Annotated in this window: 13 protein-coding genes; 6 read left to right on the forward strand and 7 right to left on the reverse strand. The window is 59.8% G+C overall.

The window, feature by feature from the left end; translation table 11 throughout:
• Positions 1-41 precede the first annotated feature (41 nt).
• Genes kduI through JNB91_RS04015 form a run of 4 tightly spaced genes read right to left on the reverse strand, consistent with a single transcriptional unit; the run spans position 42 to position 3,479 of the window.
• On the reverse strand, positions 42-884 hold the full coding sequence (gene kduI / locus JNB91_RS04000) for a 5-dehydro-4-deoxy-D-glucuronate isomerase (protein WP_220324219.1): 843 nt from the start codon (positions 882-884) through the stop codon (positions 42-44).
• A gap of 46 nt (positions 885-930) precedes the next feature.
• Complete coding sequence (locus JNB91_RS04005) at positions 931-1,392, reverse strand: NanQ anomerase/TabA/YiaL family protein (protein ID WP_220324220.1); 462 nt, start codon at positions 1,390-1,392, stop codon at positions 931-933.
• A gap of 60 nt (positions 1,393-1,452) precedes the next feature.
• Positions 1,453-2,469, reverse strand: coding sequence for a 2-keto-3-deoxygluconate transporter (gene kdgT / locus JNB91_RS04010; protein ID WP_220324221.1), 1,017 nt, complete (start codon positions 2,467-2,469; stop codon positions 1,453-1,455).
• Between the two features lie 29 nt (positions 2,470-2,498).
• Positions 2,499-3,479 carry a sugar kinase gene (locus JNB91_RS04015; protein WP_220324222.1) on the reverse strand — a complete coding sequence of 327 codons (981 nt, stop codon included), beginning with the start codon at positions 3,477-3,479 and terminating at the stop codon, positions 2,499-2,501.
• 254 nt (positions 3,480-3,733) lie between these two features.
• Here JNB91_RS04015 and pflB point away from each other — a divergent pair, with 254 nt between their 5' ends.
• The 5 genes from pflB to JNB91_RS04040 all read left to right on the forward strand — a co-directional run bounded on the left by pflB (position 3,734) and on the right by JNB91_RS04040 (position 11,259).
• Positions 3,734-5,992 (forward strand): formate C-acetyltransferase, encoded by a 2,259-nt coding sequence (gene pflB, locus JNB91_RS04020; RefSeq protein WP_220324223.1) that lies wholly within the window; start codon positions 3,734-3,736, stop codon positions 5,990-5,992.
• 84 nt (positions 5,993-6,076) lie between these two features.
• Positions 6,077-6,874 carry a pyruvate formate-lyase-activating protein gene (gene pflA / locus JNB91_RS04025; protein WP_220324224.1) on the forward strand — a complete coding sequence of 266 codons (798 nt, stop codon included), beginning with the start codon at positions 6,077-6,079 and terminating at the stop codon, positions 6,872-6,874.
• A gap of 58 nt (positions 6,875-6,932) precedes the next feature.
• A complete protein-coding gene (locus JNB91_RS04030; protein ID WP_220324225.1) occupies positions 6,933-8,144 on the forward strand; it encodes an acetate/propionate family kinase in 1,212 nt (403 codons plus the stop codon).
• A gap of 68 nt (positions 8,145-8,212) precedes the next feature.
• On the forward strand, positions 8,213-10,357 hold the full coding sequence (pta, locus tag JNB91_RS04035; RefSeq protein WP_220324226.1) for a phosphate acetyltransferase: 2,145 nt from the start codon (positions 8,213-8,215) through the stop codon (positions 10,355-10,357).
• Complete coding sequence (locus JNB91_RS04040) at positions 10,354-11,259, forward strand: formate/nitrite transporter family protein (protein ID WP_223218041.1); 906 nt, start codon at positions 10,354-10,356, stop codon at positions 11,257-11,259. The genes pta and JNB91_RS04040 overlap by 4 nt, the downstream gene beginning before the upstream one ends.
• Before the next feature lie 21 nt (positions 11,260-11,280).
• Here the strand turns inward: JNB91_RS04040 and pcaF are convergent, their stop codons facing one another.
• Positions 11,281-12,486: a 3-oxoadipyl-CoA thiolase gene (pcaF, locus tag JNB91_RS04045; RefSeq protein WP_220324227.1), complete on the reverse strand. Its 1,206-nt coding sequence runs from the start codon at positions 12,484-12,486 to the stop codon at positions 11,281-11,283.
• Positions 12,487-12,834: 348 nt separating this feature from the next.
• Here pcaF and JNB91_RS04050 point away from each other — a divergent pair, with 348 nt between their 5' ends.
• A complete protein-coding gene (locus JNB91_RS04050; protein ID WP_223218042.1) occupies positions 12,835-14,508 on the forward strand; it encodes a hypothetical protein in 1,674 nt (557 codons plus the stop codon).
• 65 nt (positions 14,509-14,573) lie between these two features.
• On the opposite strand, the gene JNB91_RS04055 is transcribed toward JNB91_RS04050, so the two are convergent.
• Both JNB91_RS04055 and JNB91_RS04060 read right to left on the reverse strand, forming a co-directional pair.
• Entirely contained in the window at positions 14,574-16,007 is a 1,434-nt protein-coding gene (locus tag JNB91_RS04055; protein ID WP_430736239.1) for an aspartate aminotransferase family protein, read from the reverse strand.
• 49 nt (positions 16,008-16,056) lie between these two features.
• On the reverse strand, positions 16,057-17,067 hold the full coding sequence (locus JNB91_RS04060; protein ID WP_220324230.1) for an NAD-dependent epimerase/dehydratase family protein: 1,011 nt from the start codon (positions 17,065-17,067) through the stop codon (positions 16,057-16,059).
• Between the last annotated feature and the right edge of the window lie 35 nt (positions 17,068-17,102).

Consider the following 17,102-nt stretch of genomic DNA (forward strand, 5'->3'; position numbering starts at 1 on the left):
AAATCGGGGCGACACTTATGCCGCCCCGGTGAAGGCGAGGTTTAGCGCAGGTCGCTGATGGCGATGTGGTCCATGTCGTCGAAGGTCAGGTTTTCGCCGCACATTGCCCAGATGAAGGTGTAGTTGGCGGTACCGCAACCGGCATGGATCGACCACGACGGAGAAATAACAGCCTGGTCGTTCTGGACGAGGATGTGGCGGGTCTGATCGCCTTCACCCATCATGTGGAAGACGGCCTGGTTTTCGGCGATGTTGAAGTAGTAGTAGATTTCCGAACGGCGCTCATGGGTATGCGCCGGCATCGTGTTCCAGACATTGCCCGGATCGAGTTCGGTCAGGCCCATCGAAAGCTGGCAGGTTTCCAGAACGTCCGGGTGGATGAACTGGTTGATGACGCGCTTGTTGGCAGTTGCGTTATCACCGACCGGCTTCTTCTGGGCATCGGCGATCGACAGGAAGGTCGTCTTGCAGACCTTATGGGCCGGAGCCGAGATCATGTAGAACTTGGCCGGGTTGGCCTTGTCCTTGCTCTTGAAGACGACCGACTTGTGGCCCTTGGTGACGTAGAGGCAATCCTTGAAGGCGAGATTGTAGATTTCGCCGTCGACCTCGACAGAACCTTCGCCGCCAAGGTTGAAGATGCCGAGTTCGCGGCGTTCCAGCACGTAGTTAGTGCCGAAATTCTTCATGCAGTCGATGCCCTTGTCGAGCGGGACGGCTTCATTGACCGGCTTGCAGCCGAACACGACCATGCGGTCGACGTGGCTGTAAGTGGCGACGATCTCGTCATCGGCGAAAACCTTTTCGATCAGGAATTCGGCGCGCGTTTCCTCGGTCGTGTAGCGCTTGAAATCCTTCTGGCTGGCCGAATAGCGGATGTCCATGATATTACTCCTCTAAGTATGATGGGATGTGTACGAGTGACGTCTATCAGGCCAGAAGCTTGATGACGACCTTGCGCACCTTACCGGGCGCCTCGGCGGCACAGCCGGGACGATGGATGTCGGTCGGATAGAAGACGGCATAAGCGCCGGCTCCAAGAAGAAGATCGGTCTCGTCGGTGACCTTCGAGTAGAACTTGACGTCCTTGGTTTCGAAAAGATCCTCTTCAACCGTGTAATCGGCAGCAAGCGGTGCATAACCGATGATTTCGCGACCGCTGAAGACGAACTGAATGTCGATGTAGCGGGCGTGGGATTCCGGACGCTTCTCGGCCTTGGGAGCCGTATCGTAATCCTGGATCAGGGCGAAGATGCTATCGCCTTCGATATCGACACGTCCGGCAGGCAATGCAGCGATATCCGTTTCGGCCAGGAACTTGAGGCCCTTCTGGATGTTCGCCGGCAGAGTTGCGGCATCGCGGTCGAGCGTGGCGAGATTGCTGAGATACATGACTTTTTCCTCGGATGTACTGGATGGGGCCAGTGGCGAAGCACCGGCCCCGTTCAGAGCTTAATGAGCAGCCTTCAGGGTGTCACCCGCATCGGCCTCATCGGCTTCCACTGTTTCGACGACACCGGCCCGCTTCTTCATGTACTTGGCGTACGTGCCGGTCAGGATCGGGACCAGGATCGCGGTAGTGAGGCATGCGGCAGCAACCAGCGAGGTAGCGGCGGCAGCGGCAGGCTTAAACTGCGGAGCCATTTCAGCGATGATCATCGGGTTGGCGACAGCAGCACCGGCAGCCGACGAAGCGGCCAGACCGGCGGTACCGTTACCGCCACCGATGAACTTGTCGGCAAGCATCAGCGGAATACCGGTGACGACGATGACGAGAACGCCGAGGATAATGCCACCGAGACCGGTCTGAACGATGACGTTCAGGTCGATGCCGTTACCAAGCGCGAAGCCGAAGAACGGGATCAGGGTGGTGACGCCGCCCTTGAAGAAGGCGCGCAGATCCTTGTCCAGGTTACCGAGGATGAAGCCGATCAGGAAGGGCAGGACGGCGCCGACGAACAGGTGCGGTTCGAAGGTTGCAACGCCGGCTGCACCGAGGATCAGCATCGAGACCAGCGGACCCGATTCGATCGACATCAGGACGAAGGCGCCCGATTCTTCCTTGGTGCCGTATTGCTGCATGATGGCGGCGTAGAGACCACCATTGGTCATGTCCATGGCGGCGCAGATGGCCAGGGCCGAGAAGCCGATGAACAGGCCCGACTGCACACCTTCGAGCGGCAGGAACTGGGCAGCGATGTAGGTGGCGCCCCAGGCAACGAGCGTCTTGACGACGACGAGGTTACCCGACTTGCGCAGAACCGTGCCGGTTGCGCGAAGGTCGATCGAGGTACCCATGCAGAAGAACCAGACGGCGAGGATCGGAACCGTGCCCGAGATCAGGCCGTTGGTGAACGAACCGAAATAACTTCCGGCCCAGGGGAAAAAGGTCTTGCAGAGTGCGCCGAGAATGAGCGGCACGAGCATCAAACCGCCCGGGACCTTATCAATTGCCTTTTTAATATTCATTTTTGTATTCCTCCTTAATATGAAGTTCGCTATTCCGCCGCGGTGGTTAAATTGCCGCGGCTAGCGATCTCCGTCTTGAAGACGTCGGGTGTGGCGTCTTTCGGTATGATTGCACCATGGTGCTGAACGACCGCGCCAGCGACGACGTGGGCACGGCGTGCTGCTTCCGCGGGTTCGATACCAAGGTTACGACCTAAAATATAAGTTGCTGAAAAACTGTCGCCGGCAGCGGTTGTGTCGACAACTTTCTCGACTTTGGTGGCTGGTACGGTTTCGACCTTACCGCCATGGATGAGCGTTGCAACGCCCGGTCCGTCCTTGATCACTACTTCCAGCTGCGGCATTTTCGCAAAATATTCAATGCCTGCTTCCATGGTCTGGGCAAGCCCAAACACTTCGAGCTCCTCGATGGTAACGAGAACGCGGGTAGAAAATGCGATGACGCGTTCATAGGCTGCACGCGCATTTTCGATACCGCCCCAAAGCAGCGGACGATAGTTGCCATCGAAATCGACGGCGATACCGGCACGTGCGAGCTCTTCCAGCTTGACGAGCAGGCGCTCGCGGCTTTCCGGTTTCAACACAGCCAGACTGATGCCGGAGATATAGACGCTCGCGAACCCTTCGAGCGCAGCAAGAAGTTCGTCAGAACCCTCACCCTCGAACGTTTCGCGGGCGGCAGCCTCACCGCGCCAGTAGAAGAAGCGACGCTCACCGGTCGGATCGGTCTTGATGAAATAAAGACCGGGCCGCTGGCCCTTTCTGCGCAACACGAGATGATCGTCGACACCCTGGGAATTCCAGAACGCCGCCATGTCCTCGCTGAAAGGATCGTCGCCGATTGCAGTTATGTACGAGACGAACGGTCCCAGACCGGCCCCCAACCGCGCCATATAAGCGGCGGTATTAAAGGTATCACCTCCGAAAGCCTGCGTGATCGAGCCGTCCGGTTTGCGTTGCAGTTCGACCATGCATTCGCCGATCGATGCTACGCGTATTTCCAGTGGCATTTTGCCTCCCTTCCGCCCCTAAAGGCATCGCGCTGTCCGATAAAAGGGGCTTGGATTAAGACGTCGTCCAGCGCCGAGGCCGACCATATTCACACTCATCAATTTCTACGTTGATCGGAATCAAACTTCGATGCGCTCTACATTGGTAGGTTGCAGGTGGAAGCCACGGTCCTTTAAGATCTCATCTTTAGAGGACTGCGGTTGGGAGGGCGCTTCACCAAATGCCGAAAGGCAAAGCAAGAGGAAGAAGACTAATGGGCATCCTTTCCCAAACAATCGTCCCCGCCGACGCTTGGGCCGGTTTTAAGGGCGACAAGTGGCGCGACGCCGTTGACGTGCGCGACTTCATCCAGAACAACTACAAGCCCTACGAGGCGGACGGCGCATTTCTCGCCGGCCCTACGCCACGCACCTTGAAGGTCTGGGAAACACTCGGAGTGCTCCTCGCTGAGGAACGCAAGAAGGGTGTTCTCGACGTATCCGCCGATCGCGCCTCGACGATCACCGCACATGATGCGGGCTATATCGACAAGGACATCGAACTGATCGTCGGCCTGCAGACCGATGCGCCGCTCAAGCGCGCAATCATGCCGAACGGCGGCCTGCGTATGGTCGAAAACGGCCTTGAGGCCTTCGGCTTCACGCTCGACCCGTCGGTTCATGAAGTCTGGACAAAATATCGCAAGAGCCACAACCAGGGTATCTTCGACGTCTACAGCCCGGAAATTCTCGCCGCCCGCAAGTCCGGCGTCATCACCGGCCTGCCGGACGCCTATGGCCGTGGTCGCATCATCGGTGACTATCGCCGCGTTGCCCTCTACGGCACGGACGCACTGCGCGCCTTCCGCCTGAAGGACTTCCGCGCCATCGAAAACGAAGTCTTCAACGACGACGTCATGCGTCTGCGTGAAGAGATGTCCGAACAGTACCGCGCTCTCGACGAACTGAAGGAAATGGCTGCCAAGTATGGCTACGACATTTCCAAGCCGGCCACCAATGCCCGCGAAGCCGTCCAGTGGACCTACTTCGCCTACCTGGCAGCCGTGAAGGAACAGAACGGTGCGGCGATGTCGCTCGGCCGTGTCTCGACCTTCCTCGACATCTACATCCAGCGCGATATCGACGCAGGCATCCTGACCGAAGAACAGGCGCAGGAACTGATCGACGACATGATCATCAAGCTCCGGATCGTCCGCTTCCTGCGCACGCCAGAGTATGACCAGCTGTTCTCGGGCGATCCGACCTGGGTTACGGAATCGATCGGTGGCGTCGGTGAAGACGGCCGTCCGCTGGTAACGAAGTCGAGCTTCCGCTTCTTGCACACGCTCTACAACCTCGGCCCGGCTCCAGAACCGAACCTGACCGTTTTGTGGAGCACCAAGCTGCCGGAAGGCTTCAAGAACTTCTGCGCCAAGGTCTCTGCCGATACCAGCGCCATCCAGTACGAAAACGACGACCTGATGCGTCCGAAATGGGGCGACGACTACGGCATTGCATGCTGCGTCTCGGCCATGCGGATCGGCAAGCAGATGCAGTTCTTCGGTGCCCGCTCCAACCTCGCAAAGGCTCTGCTCTATGCGATCAACGGCGGCGTCGATGAAAAGAGCGGTGCAGTCGTTGCCAAGGGCTTCGAACCGATCAAGGGCGACGTCCTTGATTACGATGAAGTCATGGCCAAGTTCGACAAGATGATGGACTGGCTGGCCCAGACCTACGTCAAGGCACTCAACACCGTCCACTACATGCACGACAAATACGCTTACGAGCGTATCGAAATGGCGCTGCATGACCGCGACATTCTGCGCACCATGGCTTGCGGCATCGCCGGCCTGTCGGTCGCGGCGGACAGTCTGTCGGCTATCAAGCATGCCAAGGTCAAGGTCATCCGCAACGAGGCAGGCCTCGCCGTCGATTACAAGATCGAAGGCACCTACCCCGCTTACGGCAACAACGACGACAGCGTTGACAGTATCGCTGTCTGGCTGACCGAAACCTTCATGAAGAAGGTCGCAGCACAGCCTTACTTCTATCGTAACTCGATGCCGACCCAGTCGGTGCTGACGATCACCTCCAACGTGGTCTACGGCAAGAAGACGGGCAACACGCCGGACGGCCGCCGTGCAGGCGAACCTTTCGCACCGGGCGCAAACCCGATGAACGGTCGTGATACCAAGGGCTTCGTCGCAGCCGGCGCATCGGTTGCCAAGATCCCCTACGACGCCGCCCTCGACGGTATTTCCTGGACGGCTTCGGCAACACCGGACTCGCTCGGTCGCACCAGCGAGGAACGTGCCAAGAACCTGGCAAATTGCCTGGATGCCTACACGGCAGCAGGCGGCTTCCATGTCAACGTCAACGTCTTCAACCGTGACACGCTCGTCCATGCCATGGACCATCCGGAACTGTATCCGCAGTTGACGGTTCGCGTGTCGGGATATGCGGTCAATTTCGTCAAGCTTACTCGTGAACAGCAGCTCGACGTCATTTCCCGCACGTTCCACTCGAAGATGTAACGCATAGCCGTTACGCTGGGCGCATATGGAACCCATATGCGCCCACGCTGTTGACCAAAATTATCTAAAGACATGAGATGCCCCATGGATGTTCATCGAGCGATCACCCGCCCGCCGAAGGCGCATGCCCCCGCAGGCACCCATTCTTCGACGGATTTCGGTTACCTGCATTCGGTTGAAAGCGGCGCGGCCGTTGACGGACCGGGCATGCGTTTCGTCTTCTTCATGGCCGGTTGCTTGTTCCGTTGTGTCTACTGCCACAACCCGGATACGTGGAAGCTTCACAACGGCCGCAAGATAACGGTCGAAGACGCTTTGGCGGAAGTCAAGCCTTATGCGGGCTTTCTGCGAATGGCCGGCGGCGTAACCATTTCAGGCGGTGAGCCTTTGATGCAGGCGCCTTTCGTCGGCGAGATGTTCAAGCGCTTCAAGACTGAACTCGGCCTTCACACTGCTCTCGACACCCAGGGCTATCTTCACGCGTCTGTCGACGACGCGTGGTTCGACAATGTTGACGTCGTCCTTCTCGACATCAAGCACAGCGACCCCGAAGTCTATCAGCGCCTGACCGCGCAGCCGCTCCAGCCGACACTGGACTTCGCCCATCGCCTGCAGAGACTGCAGAAGAAGATCTGGCTGCGGTATGTCCTCGTGCCAGGCTGGACCGATGGTCATGACGACATCGCCAGGCTCGCCGATTTCGTCGCCGACCTTGGCTCGATCGTGGAGCGTGTCGAAGTGCTCCCCTTCCACCAGATGGGTACTCAGAAATGGGCGCAGTTGGGAATGGATTATCCGCTTGCCGGAGCCCCGACGCCAACCCCGGAATCCACTGCTGAAGCAAGATCAATATTCGCGGAACGCGGGCTGACGGTCTTTTAAAGACCGCGTGCACCGGAAAATCGTTCCCAATCAAATTAAAATGACAAGGAATACCAATATGATCGATATTCGCTCGCTCGTTCTCGTGGTGAACTGCGGCAGCTCTTCCGTTAAATTCGGCGTTTTCGCAGGCACGAACCGCGACCCGCTTCTTTCCGCTTTGGCAGAAAACCTGGGCCAGCCTGAAAGCCGGCTTGTCGTCAAGGAAAAGGGTGAAAAGACCGAAATCTCGCTGGACAGCGGCAGCCATGACGTTGCCCTTCAGAAGCTTCTCGGCATTCTGGAACAGAAGGGTTGGCTGAGCTCGGTTGTTGCCGTTGGCCACCGCATGGTTCACGGCGGCGAGCGCTTTACCGCCTCCACCCTTGTTACCGATGAAATCCTGCGCGAGATGGATGCGCTTTCCAACCTCGCCCCGCTGCATAATCCGGCAAACATTCTCGGCGTCCGGACTGCCATGGCGGCGCTGCCCAACGTTCCGCATGCAGCAGTCTTCGACACCGCCTTCCACACCACCATGCCGCCGGCCGCATTCACCTATGCCGTCCCGCAGGATTGCTACCGCAATCTCGGCGTTCGCCGGTATGGCTTCCACGGCACCAGCCATCGCTTCGTCGCAGCCGAAGCCGTCGAGCTTCTCGGCCTCGACCCCAATAACCATGGCCTCGTCATCGCCCATCTGGGCAACGGCGCTTCGGCCACTGCCGTCCTGAACGGCAAGAGCGTCGACACATCGATGGGCTTCACCCCGCTCGAAGGCCTCGTCATGGGCACCCGCTCCGGCGACATCGATCCGGGCGCACTCTTCCACATCGCCCGCGAAGACGGCCTGACCATCGACGAACTCGACACGCTTCTCAACCGCAAGAGCGGCCTGCTCGGCCTGTCCGGCCTGTCCAACGATTGCCGCACGCTGGAGAATGCCGAGAAGGAAGGCCATGAGGGCGCAAAGCTTGCTCTCGATGTCTTCGTCCATCGCCTGGCCCGTTACATCGGTGGTCTGGCAACCTCGCTCGAACGCCTGGATGCCGTCATCTTCACCGGTGGCATCGGTGAAAACTCGGCAACGATGCGCGAGCGCACGGTCGATCGCCTGTCGGTTCTCGGTATCAAGCTCGATAAGGAAGCCAACGGTCAGATGTTCGGCGGCCGCTGCGGCGTCATCACCACCAAGGACAGCAAGGCGGCCGCTGCGGTCATTGCCACCAACGAGGAATGGATGATCGCCCACGATACGCTGGATGCCGTTGCAGACTCGACCAAGGCGTAGCCGCTTCAGGGATCACGCTATTTGAACCAGTTCATAAAGACCGCGAACATACAGAAGGATAATTCTAAATGTGCGCACGTATAATTTTCCTCGCGGCCGCTGCCCAGGACGTCGGCCTGACGTCGCTTTCGCTTGGCCTGGTGCGGGCACTGCAACGCGACGGGATGAAGGTCGCCTTCGTCAAGCCGATCGCCCAGCCGAGGTCTGAAAGCCGGAGCCAGAAAAAAGGCATCGATACCTCGAGCCACTTCGCCCGCACCTTGTGCATGACCAACTCGCCGGATCCCATTCCCTTCGAGCGGGCAGAAGAACAGATCCGCAAGGGCGACCTCGCGGCCCTGCTCGAAGATATCGCCACGATGACGGAAGCCCTGCGCACCGACCATGATGTGGTTGTCGTCGAGGGTCTCATCCCGCTCGCCAGCGCCCAGATCGCGCTGCGCCTCAATGTCGAGATTGTCCGCAGCCTTGGTGCAGACGTCATTCCGGTCCTGAGCGGTGTCGACTACGAGCCGAAATTCATCGCCGAAACGGTCGCTCTCATCCATCGCCAGTATGCGCGCGAAGGAAATTCGCCGCTTCTCGGCCTGATGATCAACAAGATGAAGGTGAATGCAGACCGCGAGCGGCTGAAGGAGGCATTGACGCCGTTCGGCCTCGCCTCCTCGACCATCCTCGGCGCGATCCCCTACGAGCCGAACCTCAACACGCCGCGCCTGTCGGATCTGGTCTCGTCGCTCGATCTGAGCGTCGTGCAGGGCTCGAAACTCGATGCCATCAGAGTGCGCGAGATCGTCGTCGGCGCCCGTTCGGTCGAAAAGATGATCGACCGCCTGCGCCCGGAAACCCTCGTCGTCATGCCCGGTGACCGCAGCGATATCGCGCTTGCCTCGGCGCTTGCCCATAGCCGCGGCGTACCGCTTGCCGGCCTGCTGCTCACCTGCGGCGCACCGTTAGCCACCCCGGTTGCAGATCTGATGGCCTCGGTCGGCTCCAACATCCTGCCGATCCTGTCCACCCCCGACGACACTTATGCAACGGCCTCGCGTCTCGCCCATCTGAGCTACCATGTCAGCCAGGATGACAGCCAGCATATGGAAAAGGTCATCGATTTCGTCGCCGAAAATATCGACACGACCTCGCTGCGCGACCGGATCGGCACCTCGACCGAAGCCCGGCTGTCGCCGCCGCGCTTCCGCAATCACCTGATCGAAGGGGCACGCCGCGCCAACAAGCGCATCGTGCTTCCCGAAGGTGAAGAGCCCCGCACGCTGCAGGCCGCCGTCATCTGCCACCAGAAGGGCATCGCCCGTTGCGTTCTGCTCGGCCGGCCCGATGCCATCCAGATGATCGCCAAGGCCAAGGACATCGAGCTGCCGGCCGATCTGGAAATCCTCGACCCGGCCGCCGTGCGCGCCAACTATGTCGACGCCATGGTCGAGCTGCGCAAGTCCAAGGGCATGACGCCTCCCCAGGCAATCGCCCAGCTGGAAGACACGGTCGTCCTCGGCACGATGATGCTCGCCGTCGGTGAAGTCGATGGCCTGGTCTCGGGTGCGGTTCATACCACGGCCAGCACGGTGCGCCCTGCCCTGCAGCTGATCAAGACGGAACCGGGCCAGAGCATCGTCTCCTCGGTCTTCTTCATGCTGATGCCCGATCAGGTTCTGGTCTATGGCGATTGCGCCATCAACCCCAACCCGACGGCCGACCAGCTGGCCGAAATCGCCGTCCAGTCTTCCGACACGGCAAAGGCCTTCGGCATCGATCCGCGGGTTGCGATGATCTCCTATTCGACCGGCACGTCGGGCACCGGCGGTGATGTCGACAAGGTGCGCGAAGCAACCGAGCTTGCCAGGCAGCGCAAGCCCGATCTCCTGATCGACGGCCCGATCCAGTATGATGCGGCAAGCGTCGAAAGCGTCGGCCGCTCGAAGGCTCCCGACAGCCCGGTCGCAGGCCGCGCCAATGTCTTCGTCTTCCCGGACCTGAACACCGGCAACACCACCTACAAGGCCGTTCAGCGCTCTGCCGACGTCGTTTCCGTCGGCCCGATGCTGCAGGGCCTGCGCAAGCCGGTCAACGACCTGTCGCGCGGTGCGCTCGTCGATGACATCGTCTTCACCATCGCGCTCACTGCCATCCAGGCGGACCAGCAGGCGGCAGGTGAAGCCGGTTCCGAACCGGCGCGCAAGGACGCGGTGAACGCATGAACATAGCCCAGCAGGACCCGGAAAGCCGGGACAAGATGACTTCGGCCTTCTTTCGAGGGCCGGAGGCAGGCGGCTCCCTGACGCCGGACGCGATTGCGATCGCGGCTGAAGAAATGGGCGTCAAGAAAGCCAGCTATGACACGCTGACCCTGCTGGGTCTGGCGGTTCTCGCCGGTGCCTTTATCGGGCTCGGCGCAATGTTCGCCACGACGACGGTCGCAGGTGCGGATGGAATGCTGTCCTACGGTCTCACCCGACTTCTGGCCGGGCTGAGCTTCTCGCTGGGCCTCATTCTCGTCCTGATCGGCGGCGCGCAGCTTTTCACCGGCGACATGCTGATGGTCATGGCCTGGGCAAGCCGCCGGATCGCCACCAAACGCATGGTGCGCGTCTGGGTGCTCGTCTGGCTCGGCAATCTGGTCGGCGCGGTCGTCATCGCCGGCCTCGTCTTCCTCTCGGGCCACTACACGTTTGGCGGCAATGCAATCGGTATCGCAGCCATGCATTATGCCGAAGCGAAATCCGCCCTTCCGGTGGTCGAAGCCTTCACGCTCGGCATCCTCTGCAACGTGCTGGTCTGCTTGGCCGTCTGGCTGGCATTGGCCGGACGCTCCGTTGCCGACAGGATCCTCGCCATCGTCTTCCCGGTCACAGCCTTCGTTGCCGCAGGCTTCGAGCACTGCGTCGCCAACATGTACTATCTCAGCCTCGGCCTGATGATCCGTTACGGCGCGCCGGAAAGCTTCTGGACCGCCATCGGCCATGCACCCGGCGAAATCCCGCTCAGCGGCGTCCTCACCAACCTGACCGTCGTCACGGCCGGAAACTGGGTCGGCGGCGCTCTCCTCGTCGGCGGCGTCTACTGGTTCATCTACCGTCGCCCGGGCAAGCCCCACCACTGATCACCAATACCTGTGGCGCTGCTACACCCGTTCCAGCGCCACGGCGATCCCCTGCCCGACCCCGACGCACATAGTCGCAAGCGCATAGCGTCCGCCACGCCGGGAAAGCTCAAGCGCTGCAGTTCCCGAAATTCTCGCTCCCGACATCCCCAGCGGATGACCAAGCGCAATCGCGCCGCCATTCGGATTGATATGGTCGGCATCTTCGGCAAGCCCCAGCTCGCGCAACACCGCTATGCCTTGTGAGGCAAAAGCCTCGTTCAGCTCGATCACATCGAAATCCTGCGGCGAAAGCTTCAGCATCGCGCAGAGTTTCCGCGTCGCCGGTACCGGCCCGATGCCCATGACACGCGGCGCCACCCCGGCAACCGCGCCGCCCATGATACGGGCAATCGGCGTAAGGCCATATTTCCTCGCCGCAGCCTCTGAGGCAATGATCATTGCCGCCGCGCCATCGTTGACGCCGGAGGCATTGCCCGCCGTCACCGTGCCGCCATCCTGCTTGAACGGAGTTCCCAGTTTTGCCAGCGCCTCGATCGTCGTTGCGCGCGGATGCTCGTCCTTCGAGACCACGGTTGCATCGCCCTTGCGCTGGGCAATCGTCACCGGTGTGATCTCGACCGCGAGGCGGCCATTCTCCTGTGCGGCCGCCGCCTTCGCCTGGCTGCGAAGTGCAAACGCATCCTGATCCGCACGGGAAATGCCGTATTCTTCCGCCACGTTCTCGGCCGTCTCCGGCATGGAGTCGATGCCATATTGCCTTTTCATCGCCGGATTGACGAACCGCCAGCCGATCGTGGTGTCGTGGATTTCGGCGGTGCGGGAAAAGGCGCTGTCCGCCTTGGGCAGCACGAACGGCGCACGGCTCATGCTTTCCACGCCGCCTGCAATCATCAGGTCCACTTCGCCCGCCTTGATGGCCCGCGCAGCAGCGATCACCGCATCCATGCCCGACCCGCACAGCCGGTTCATCGTCGTGCCCGCAACCGTAGCCGGCAGGCCCGCAAGCAGCGCGGCCATGCGCGCGACATTGCGATTGTCCTCCCCTGCCTGGTTGGCGCAGCCGTAGATCACGTCGTCGACGGCATTCCAGTCTATGGCGGCATTGCGCTCGATCAGCGCCCTGATCGGAACTGCCGCCAGATCGTCCGTACGTACCGAGCCAAGAACCCCACCGAAACGGCCGATAGGGGTACGGATATAATCGCAGAGGAAGGCGTCAGGCATAGGCTGCTCCCGAAGGTTGGTCGGCAGCAGCCAACACCAGCAGATAAGAAATTACAAGCTTCAAATATTTTGCCACACCCGCTGACGATCACGCTCGGGGAAAGCAACGGCATTATCAACCCACCGCTGAACGACGAACCACCACGCTCTTTTCGGCATAATCCTCCGGGGGCTCGAATGTCATTACCAATTCGAAGGTTTAGGTGAGTGGATTCGGGAGCAACATTGATCGGTATTTCTGGCCAGCCAGCGATAATGAATTAATTATATTTGTAAGCTAAGTATCTGGACACGTTCGATGCTCGCGTGACTGGGAACATCGCCATTACGATGAATTCGGGGGCAAAAATGACTGGCGTATCCAGGTTCAGAAGTATTTTCTCGCGGCCTGTCTTCTGGCTGCTCGTTGCATTTTTCCCGCTGATCCTGCTTCTCATCATCCCGACGGTGGCCCCGATCGGGCCGATGTATTGGGACACCTATCTCTATCTTGATGCGGCGCAGCGCATATGGATGGGCCAGATCCCGAGTGTCGACTTCCCGACCCCGGTTGGCCCCATGCCCTATTATCTGTTTGCGGCGGGCCTGAAACTGTTTGCGAATGCGCAGCCGCTTCTCCTGGCCCAGTGGTGCATCCTGCCGGTCGCCGCCCCTCTTCTGGCGCTCGCTCTTTCAGACCTCTCCAGACACGGCAGGGCTTACGCTTTCGCGCTGCTTGTGCCCTTCGTCGTCTTCGCCACCTTTCCATCCAATGTGAGCGCCTATCACCCGTTTCCAACATTGGACGGTTTTGGCATCTACAACCGCCACAGCGTCGTCTTTCTCTATGTCCTGACAACCGGCCTCCTTTTCCTGAAAGACGGTCGCAGGATGGTCCTGCTGATCGCGGCCACGATGCTGGCCTTATTGATGACCAAGGTCACGGGCTTCCTGGTCGGTGGCCTGTTCTGCCTTCTGGCGCTTCTGTCCGGCCGCACCTCCCTGCGCAACAGCATCGCCGCCGTCGTGCTGTTCCTGATACCGCTCGGAATTGCAGAACTGCTCACCGGCATCGTGTCGGGCTACGTGCATGACATCATCCAACTCGCAGGCATGAACGAAGGCTCGCTGCTTCCCCGCTTCCTGACAGCAGTCTCCCTGAAGCTCGATGTCGTTCTGCCAGCCGCGTTGATGACGCTTCTGCTGCTCTGGATCGACTGGACTCGGGCCGACAGGAGCATCCGGTTCTTCGATCATAACGTCTGGTGGTTCTCGGTTGTCGTTGCGGGCGGTGTGATATTCGAGACCCAGAACACCGGCAGCCAGGAATTCATCTTTATCTGGCCGGTCCTGTTGATGGTCTTCCAGCGTGTCAGGCTTGTCGAGCAAGGCCCGAAAATGGCCTTCCTCGCACTCGCCGCATTCTGCGTCATCCCGACCTTCACCAAGGTTGCGCATAAGACACTCCGTGCCATCGTCGTCGCCCCGACCTACGACACGCTGCACCTGCCGGACGTGAAGAACATGCAGCAGGTATCGCAGCGACGGGAGATCATCGAGCGCGCAACGTATCTCGAAAGCCACTACGAAAATTTCGCCTCCGCCTATGCGGACCTGACCGACCATGGGCAGCTGCCGAGCTGGCAATATTATTCGGAACTCGATTTCCAGCTTTACTGGATCATCTCGGCCAACAGTCTGGTGGAAGCACTCAAGACATTCGAGACGCAGAACAATGTCCGGCTCGACAGCCTGATGAATCTCGACTTCACCAACCCATTCCCCTGGCTCTTGGACCGCAATGCGACGAAACACATCCAGATCGGCGCAGACCCTTACCGCACCGTCCCGCCCCTGGATGAGGAAGCAATACGAGCGATTGGCGAGACGGCCGCGGTACTGCGACCGAAATGCCCGCTGACGCCGGGACGCCGCAAGCTTTTTGAGCATTATGAACCGGCATTGAAGGATCGGCAGGTCGTGGAAGTCCACCCCTGCTGGGACATTCTTCTGCGCCGCGATATCCTCGCCGCAAAGCAATAAGGGCCAAAAAACAGCAAAGGCCGGGAACAGCTCCCGGCCTTCGACACTGGTTCAGTTCGTTATGCTCACTTCACCTGGGCAGCGACGAAATCCTTGACGATACGGACGATACCGCGGGACATGACCTCGTCCAGCGCCGTGATGAAATCATCCACATGGCTCTTTTCGCAGATCAACGGCGGCTCCAGCCGGATGACGTTGCGATTGTATTCGGTAAACGCCACCAGCACGGCGTGATCGCGCAACAGATGGCTGCCTATAAAGCCCGGCAGCGAGCCCTTCAGCTTGTCGTCCAGCATGGCGACAACCGGGCGCAGCACCAGCGGCATGGTCTTGGACAGATCGTGGAACTCGATGCCGATCATCATGCCCTGACCGCGTACCTCTTTCAGAAGCGACGGATAGCGGACCTGAAGTTCCTTCAGGCGCTCGAGCAAATAGTCGCCCGTGTTCGCCGAATTGTCGATCAGGTGCTCGTCGTAAAGCACGTTCATCGCTTCGATAGCCGTCACGCAGGCTTCGCCGATGCCGCCAAAGGTTGCCATCGCATGGATCATCGCCGTTTTCGGCGTGCCATAGGCCTTCATGTAGACATCGCGCTTGGCGATCATTGCGCCGACAGCCGACTTGCCGCCGCCGAGCGATTTCGCCAGCGCCGTCACATCCGGCACGACGCCATGATGTTCGAACGCATAGAACTTGCCGGTGCGGCCGAAACCGCACTGTACTTCGTCGGCGACCCACAGAACGCCATACTTGTCGCAAAGCTCGCGCAGGCGCTGCCAGAAGGCAGTTTCGGCCTGAATGATGCCGCCGCCGCCCTGAACGGTTTCGAGCACGATGACACCGATTTCCGGATCGTTGCGGAAAGCGTTTTCGATCGCATCGATATCGCCGAACGGCACCCGCACGGTGTTGTCGACAAGCTTGAATTCGCCGCGATAAAGCGAACCGTCGGTAATCGACAAAACGCCCTTGGTCTTTCCGTGGAAGGAGTTTTCCGCATAGACGATCTTCGGCCGCTTCGGACCGGCGGCACGCTCGGCCACCTTGATCGCAGCTTCCATCGCTTCCGAACCGGAGGAGCCGAGGAACACCATGTCGAGTTCGCCCGGCGAGCAGGCGGCAAGGTTATGCGCCAGCGCCGTCGCATATTGCGACATGAAGGCGATGGCGATTTCCTGGCGGTTCTCGTCCTGGAATTTGCGGCGCGCGTCGAGGATGCGGCTGTGATTGTGGCCAAGCGCCAGAGAGCCGAAGCCGCCGAAGAAATCGAGAATCTTGCGACCGTTCTGATCGTAATAATACATGCCCTCGGCACGCTCGATCTTCACCTTGTGGAAGCCCAAGAGCTTCATGAAGTGAAGCTGGCCGGGATTGAGGTGGCGGGTGAAGAGATCCGTCATCTTCGCCACATCGAGCGCCTTGGCGTCCTCGACCGATAAAAGCGCCGGCTTGGCGATCGGTTCGCGAGCCGGATTTGCGGAAAGATCGATCATCGCATCGTCACTGTTGAGGCTGATTGCATTGGCCATCGTCATTTCCTTCTCAAGCTGCCTTGGCGTGGGAAACATTGTCCTGCGAACCGCCGGCAAGTCCCTTGCGATATTCGGAATAGGCGGCGATCAGCATGTCCTCGTCGCGATATTGCGGCACCCAGCCGAGCTCGCGCTCGCCCTTGGAGACGTCGAGAACACACATTTCGTCGGCGATCAGATATTGTTCCGGATCCATGATCGGCATGTTGATCAGGTCGAACAGGTCGAGTGTGCGCTTCACCGCCCAGGCAGGCGTCGGCAGCAGGATCGACTTCGAACCGGCATGCTTGACCAGATCGCCAAGCAGCTTGCGCACCGGCGGCGGATTGAGAGAGCCGAGATTATAGACCTCGTTCGGCACACCGGCGTTAAAAGCCGCATGCGCAGCGGATGCGCAATCGAAGACCGAAATGAACTGATACGGGTTCTTGCCCGAGCCGATCATCGGCACCGGCAGGTTGTTGTCGATCAGCTTGAACAGTTTAGACAGGATGCCGAGACGGCCCGGGCCGATGATCAGGCGCGGGCGAAACAGCGAGATATTCATGCCGCGCTTGCGCCATTCGGCCGACAGCTCCTCGGTCTTCAGCTTGGAAAGACCGTATTCGCCGAGCGGAGCCACCGGGTGCTCTTCCGTCTGCGGCCAGACATAGGTGTGCCCGTAGACCATGTCGGTGGTGAAATGCACGAGCGACTTTGCGCCCGCCTGATCCATCGCCTTTATGATGTTCTCGGTACCGTAATAGTTAACCGGGAAGAAGAAGTCGTGCCGCTTGGCGCGCACCTGCAGCGGCGACAGCATCTTGGCGGAGAGGTTGTAGACCATGTCATCCGCATGGATGCCGAGCTTGGCGATCGAGGCGGGATCGGTCACGTCGACGTTTTCGAAGCGGATAGTGCCATAGTGCGGCAGATCGCTCTTGGCGATATCCGCAACGATGACTTCATGGCCCTCAGCCTGCAGCCTTGGTGCAAGATGACGTCCTACGAAACCGTCGCCGCCGAAAATGATATGTCTCATGGTTTGAATCCCCGTCGTTCTGTCGGTTCTAAAAC

This window comes from Aliirhizobium wenxiniae (assembly GCF_019511445.1).
In the GTDB taxonomy this organism is placed as follows: domain Bacteria; phylum Pseudomonadota; class Alphaproteobacteria; order Rhizobiales; family Rhizobiaceae; genus Neorhizobium; species Neorhizobium wenxiniae_A.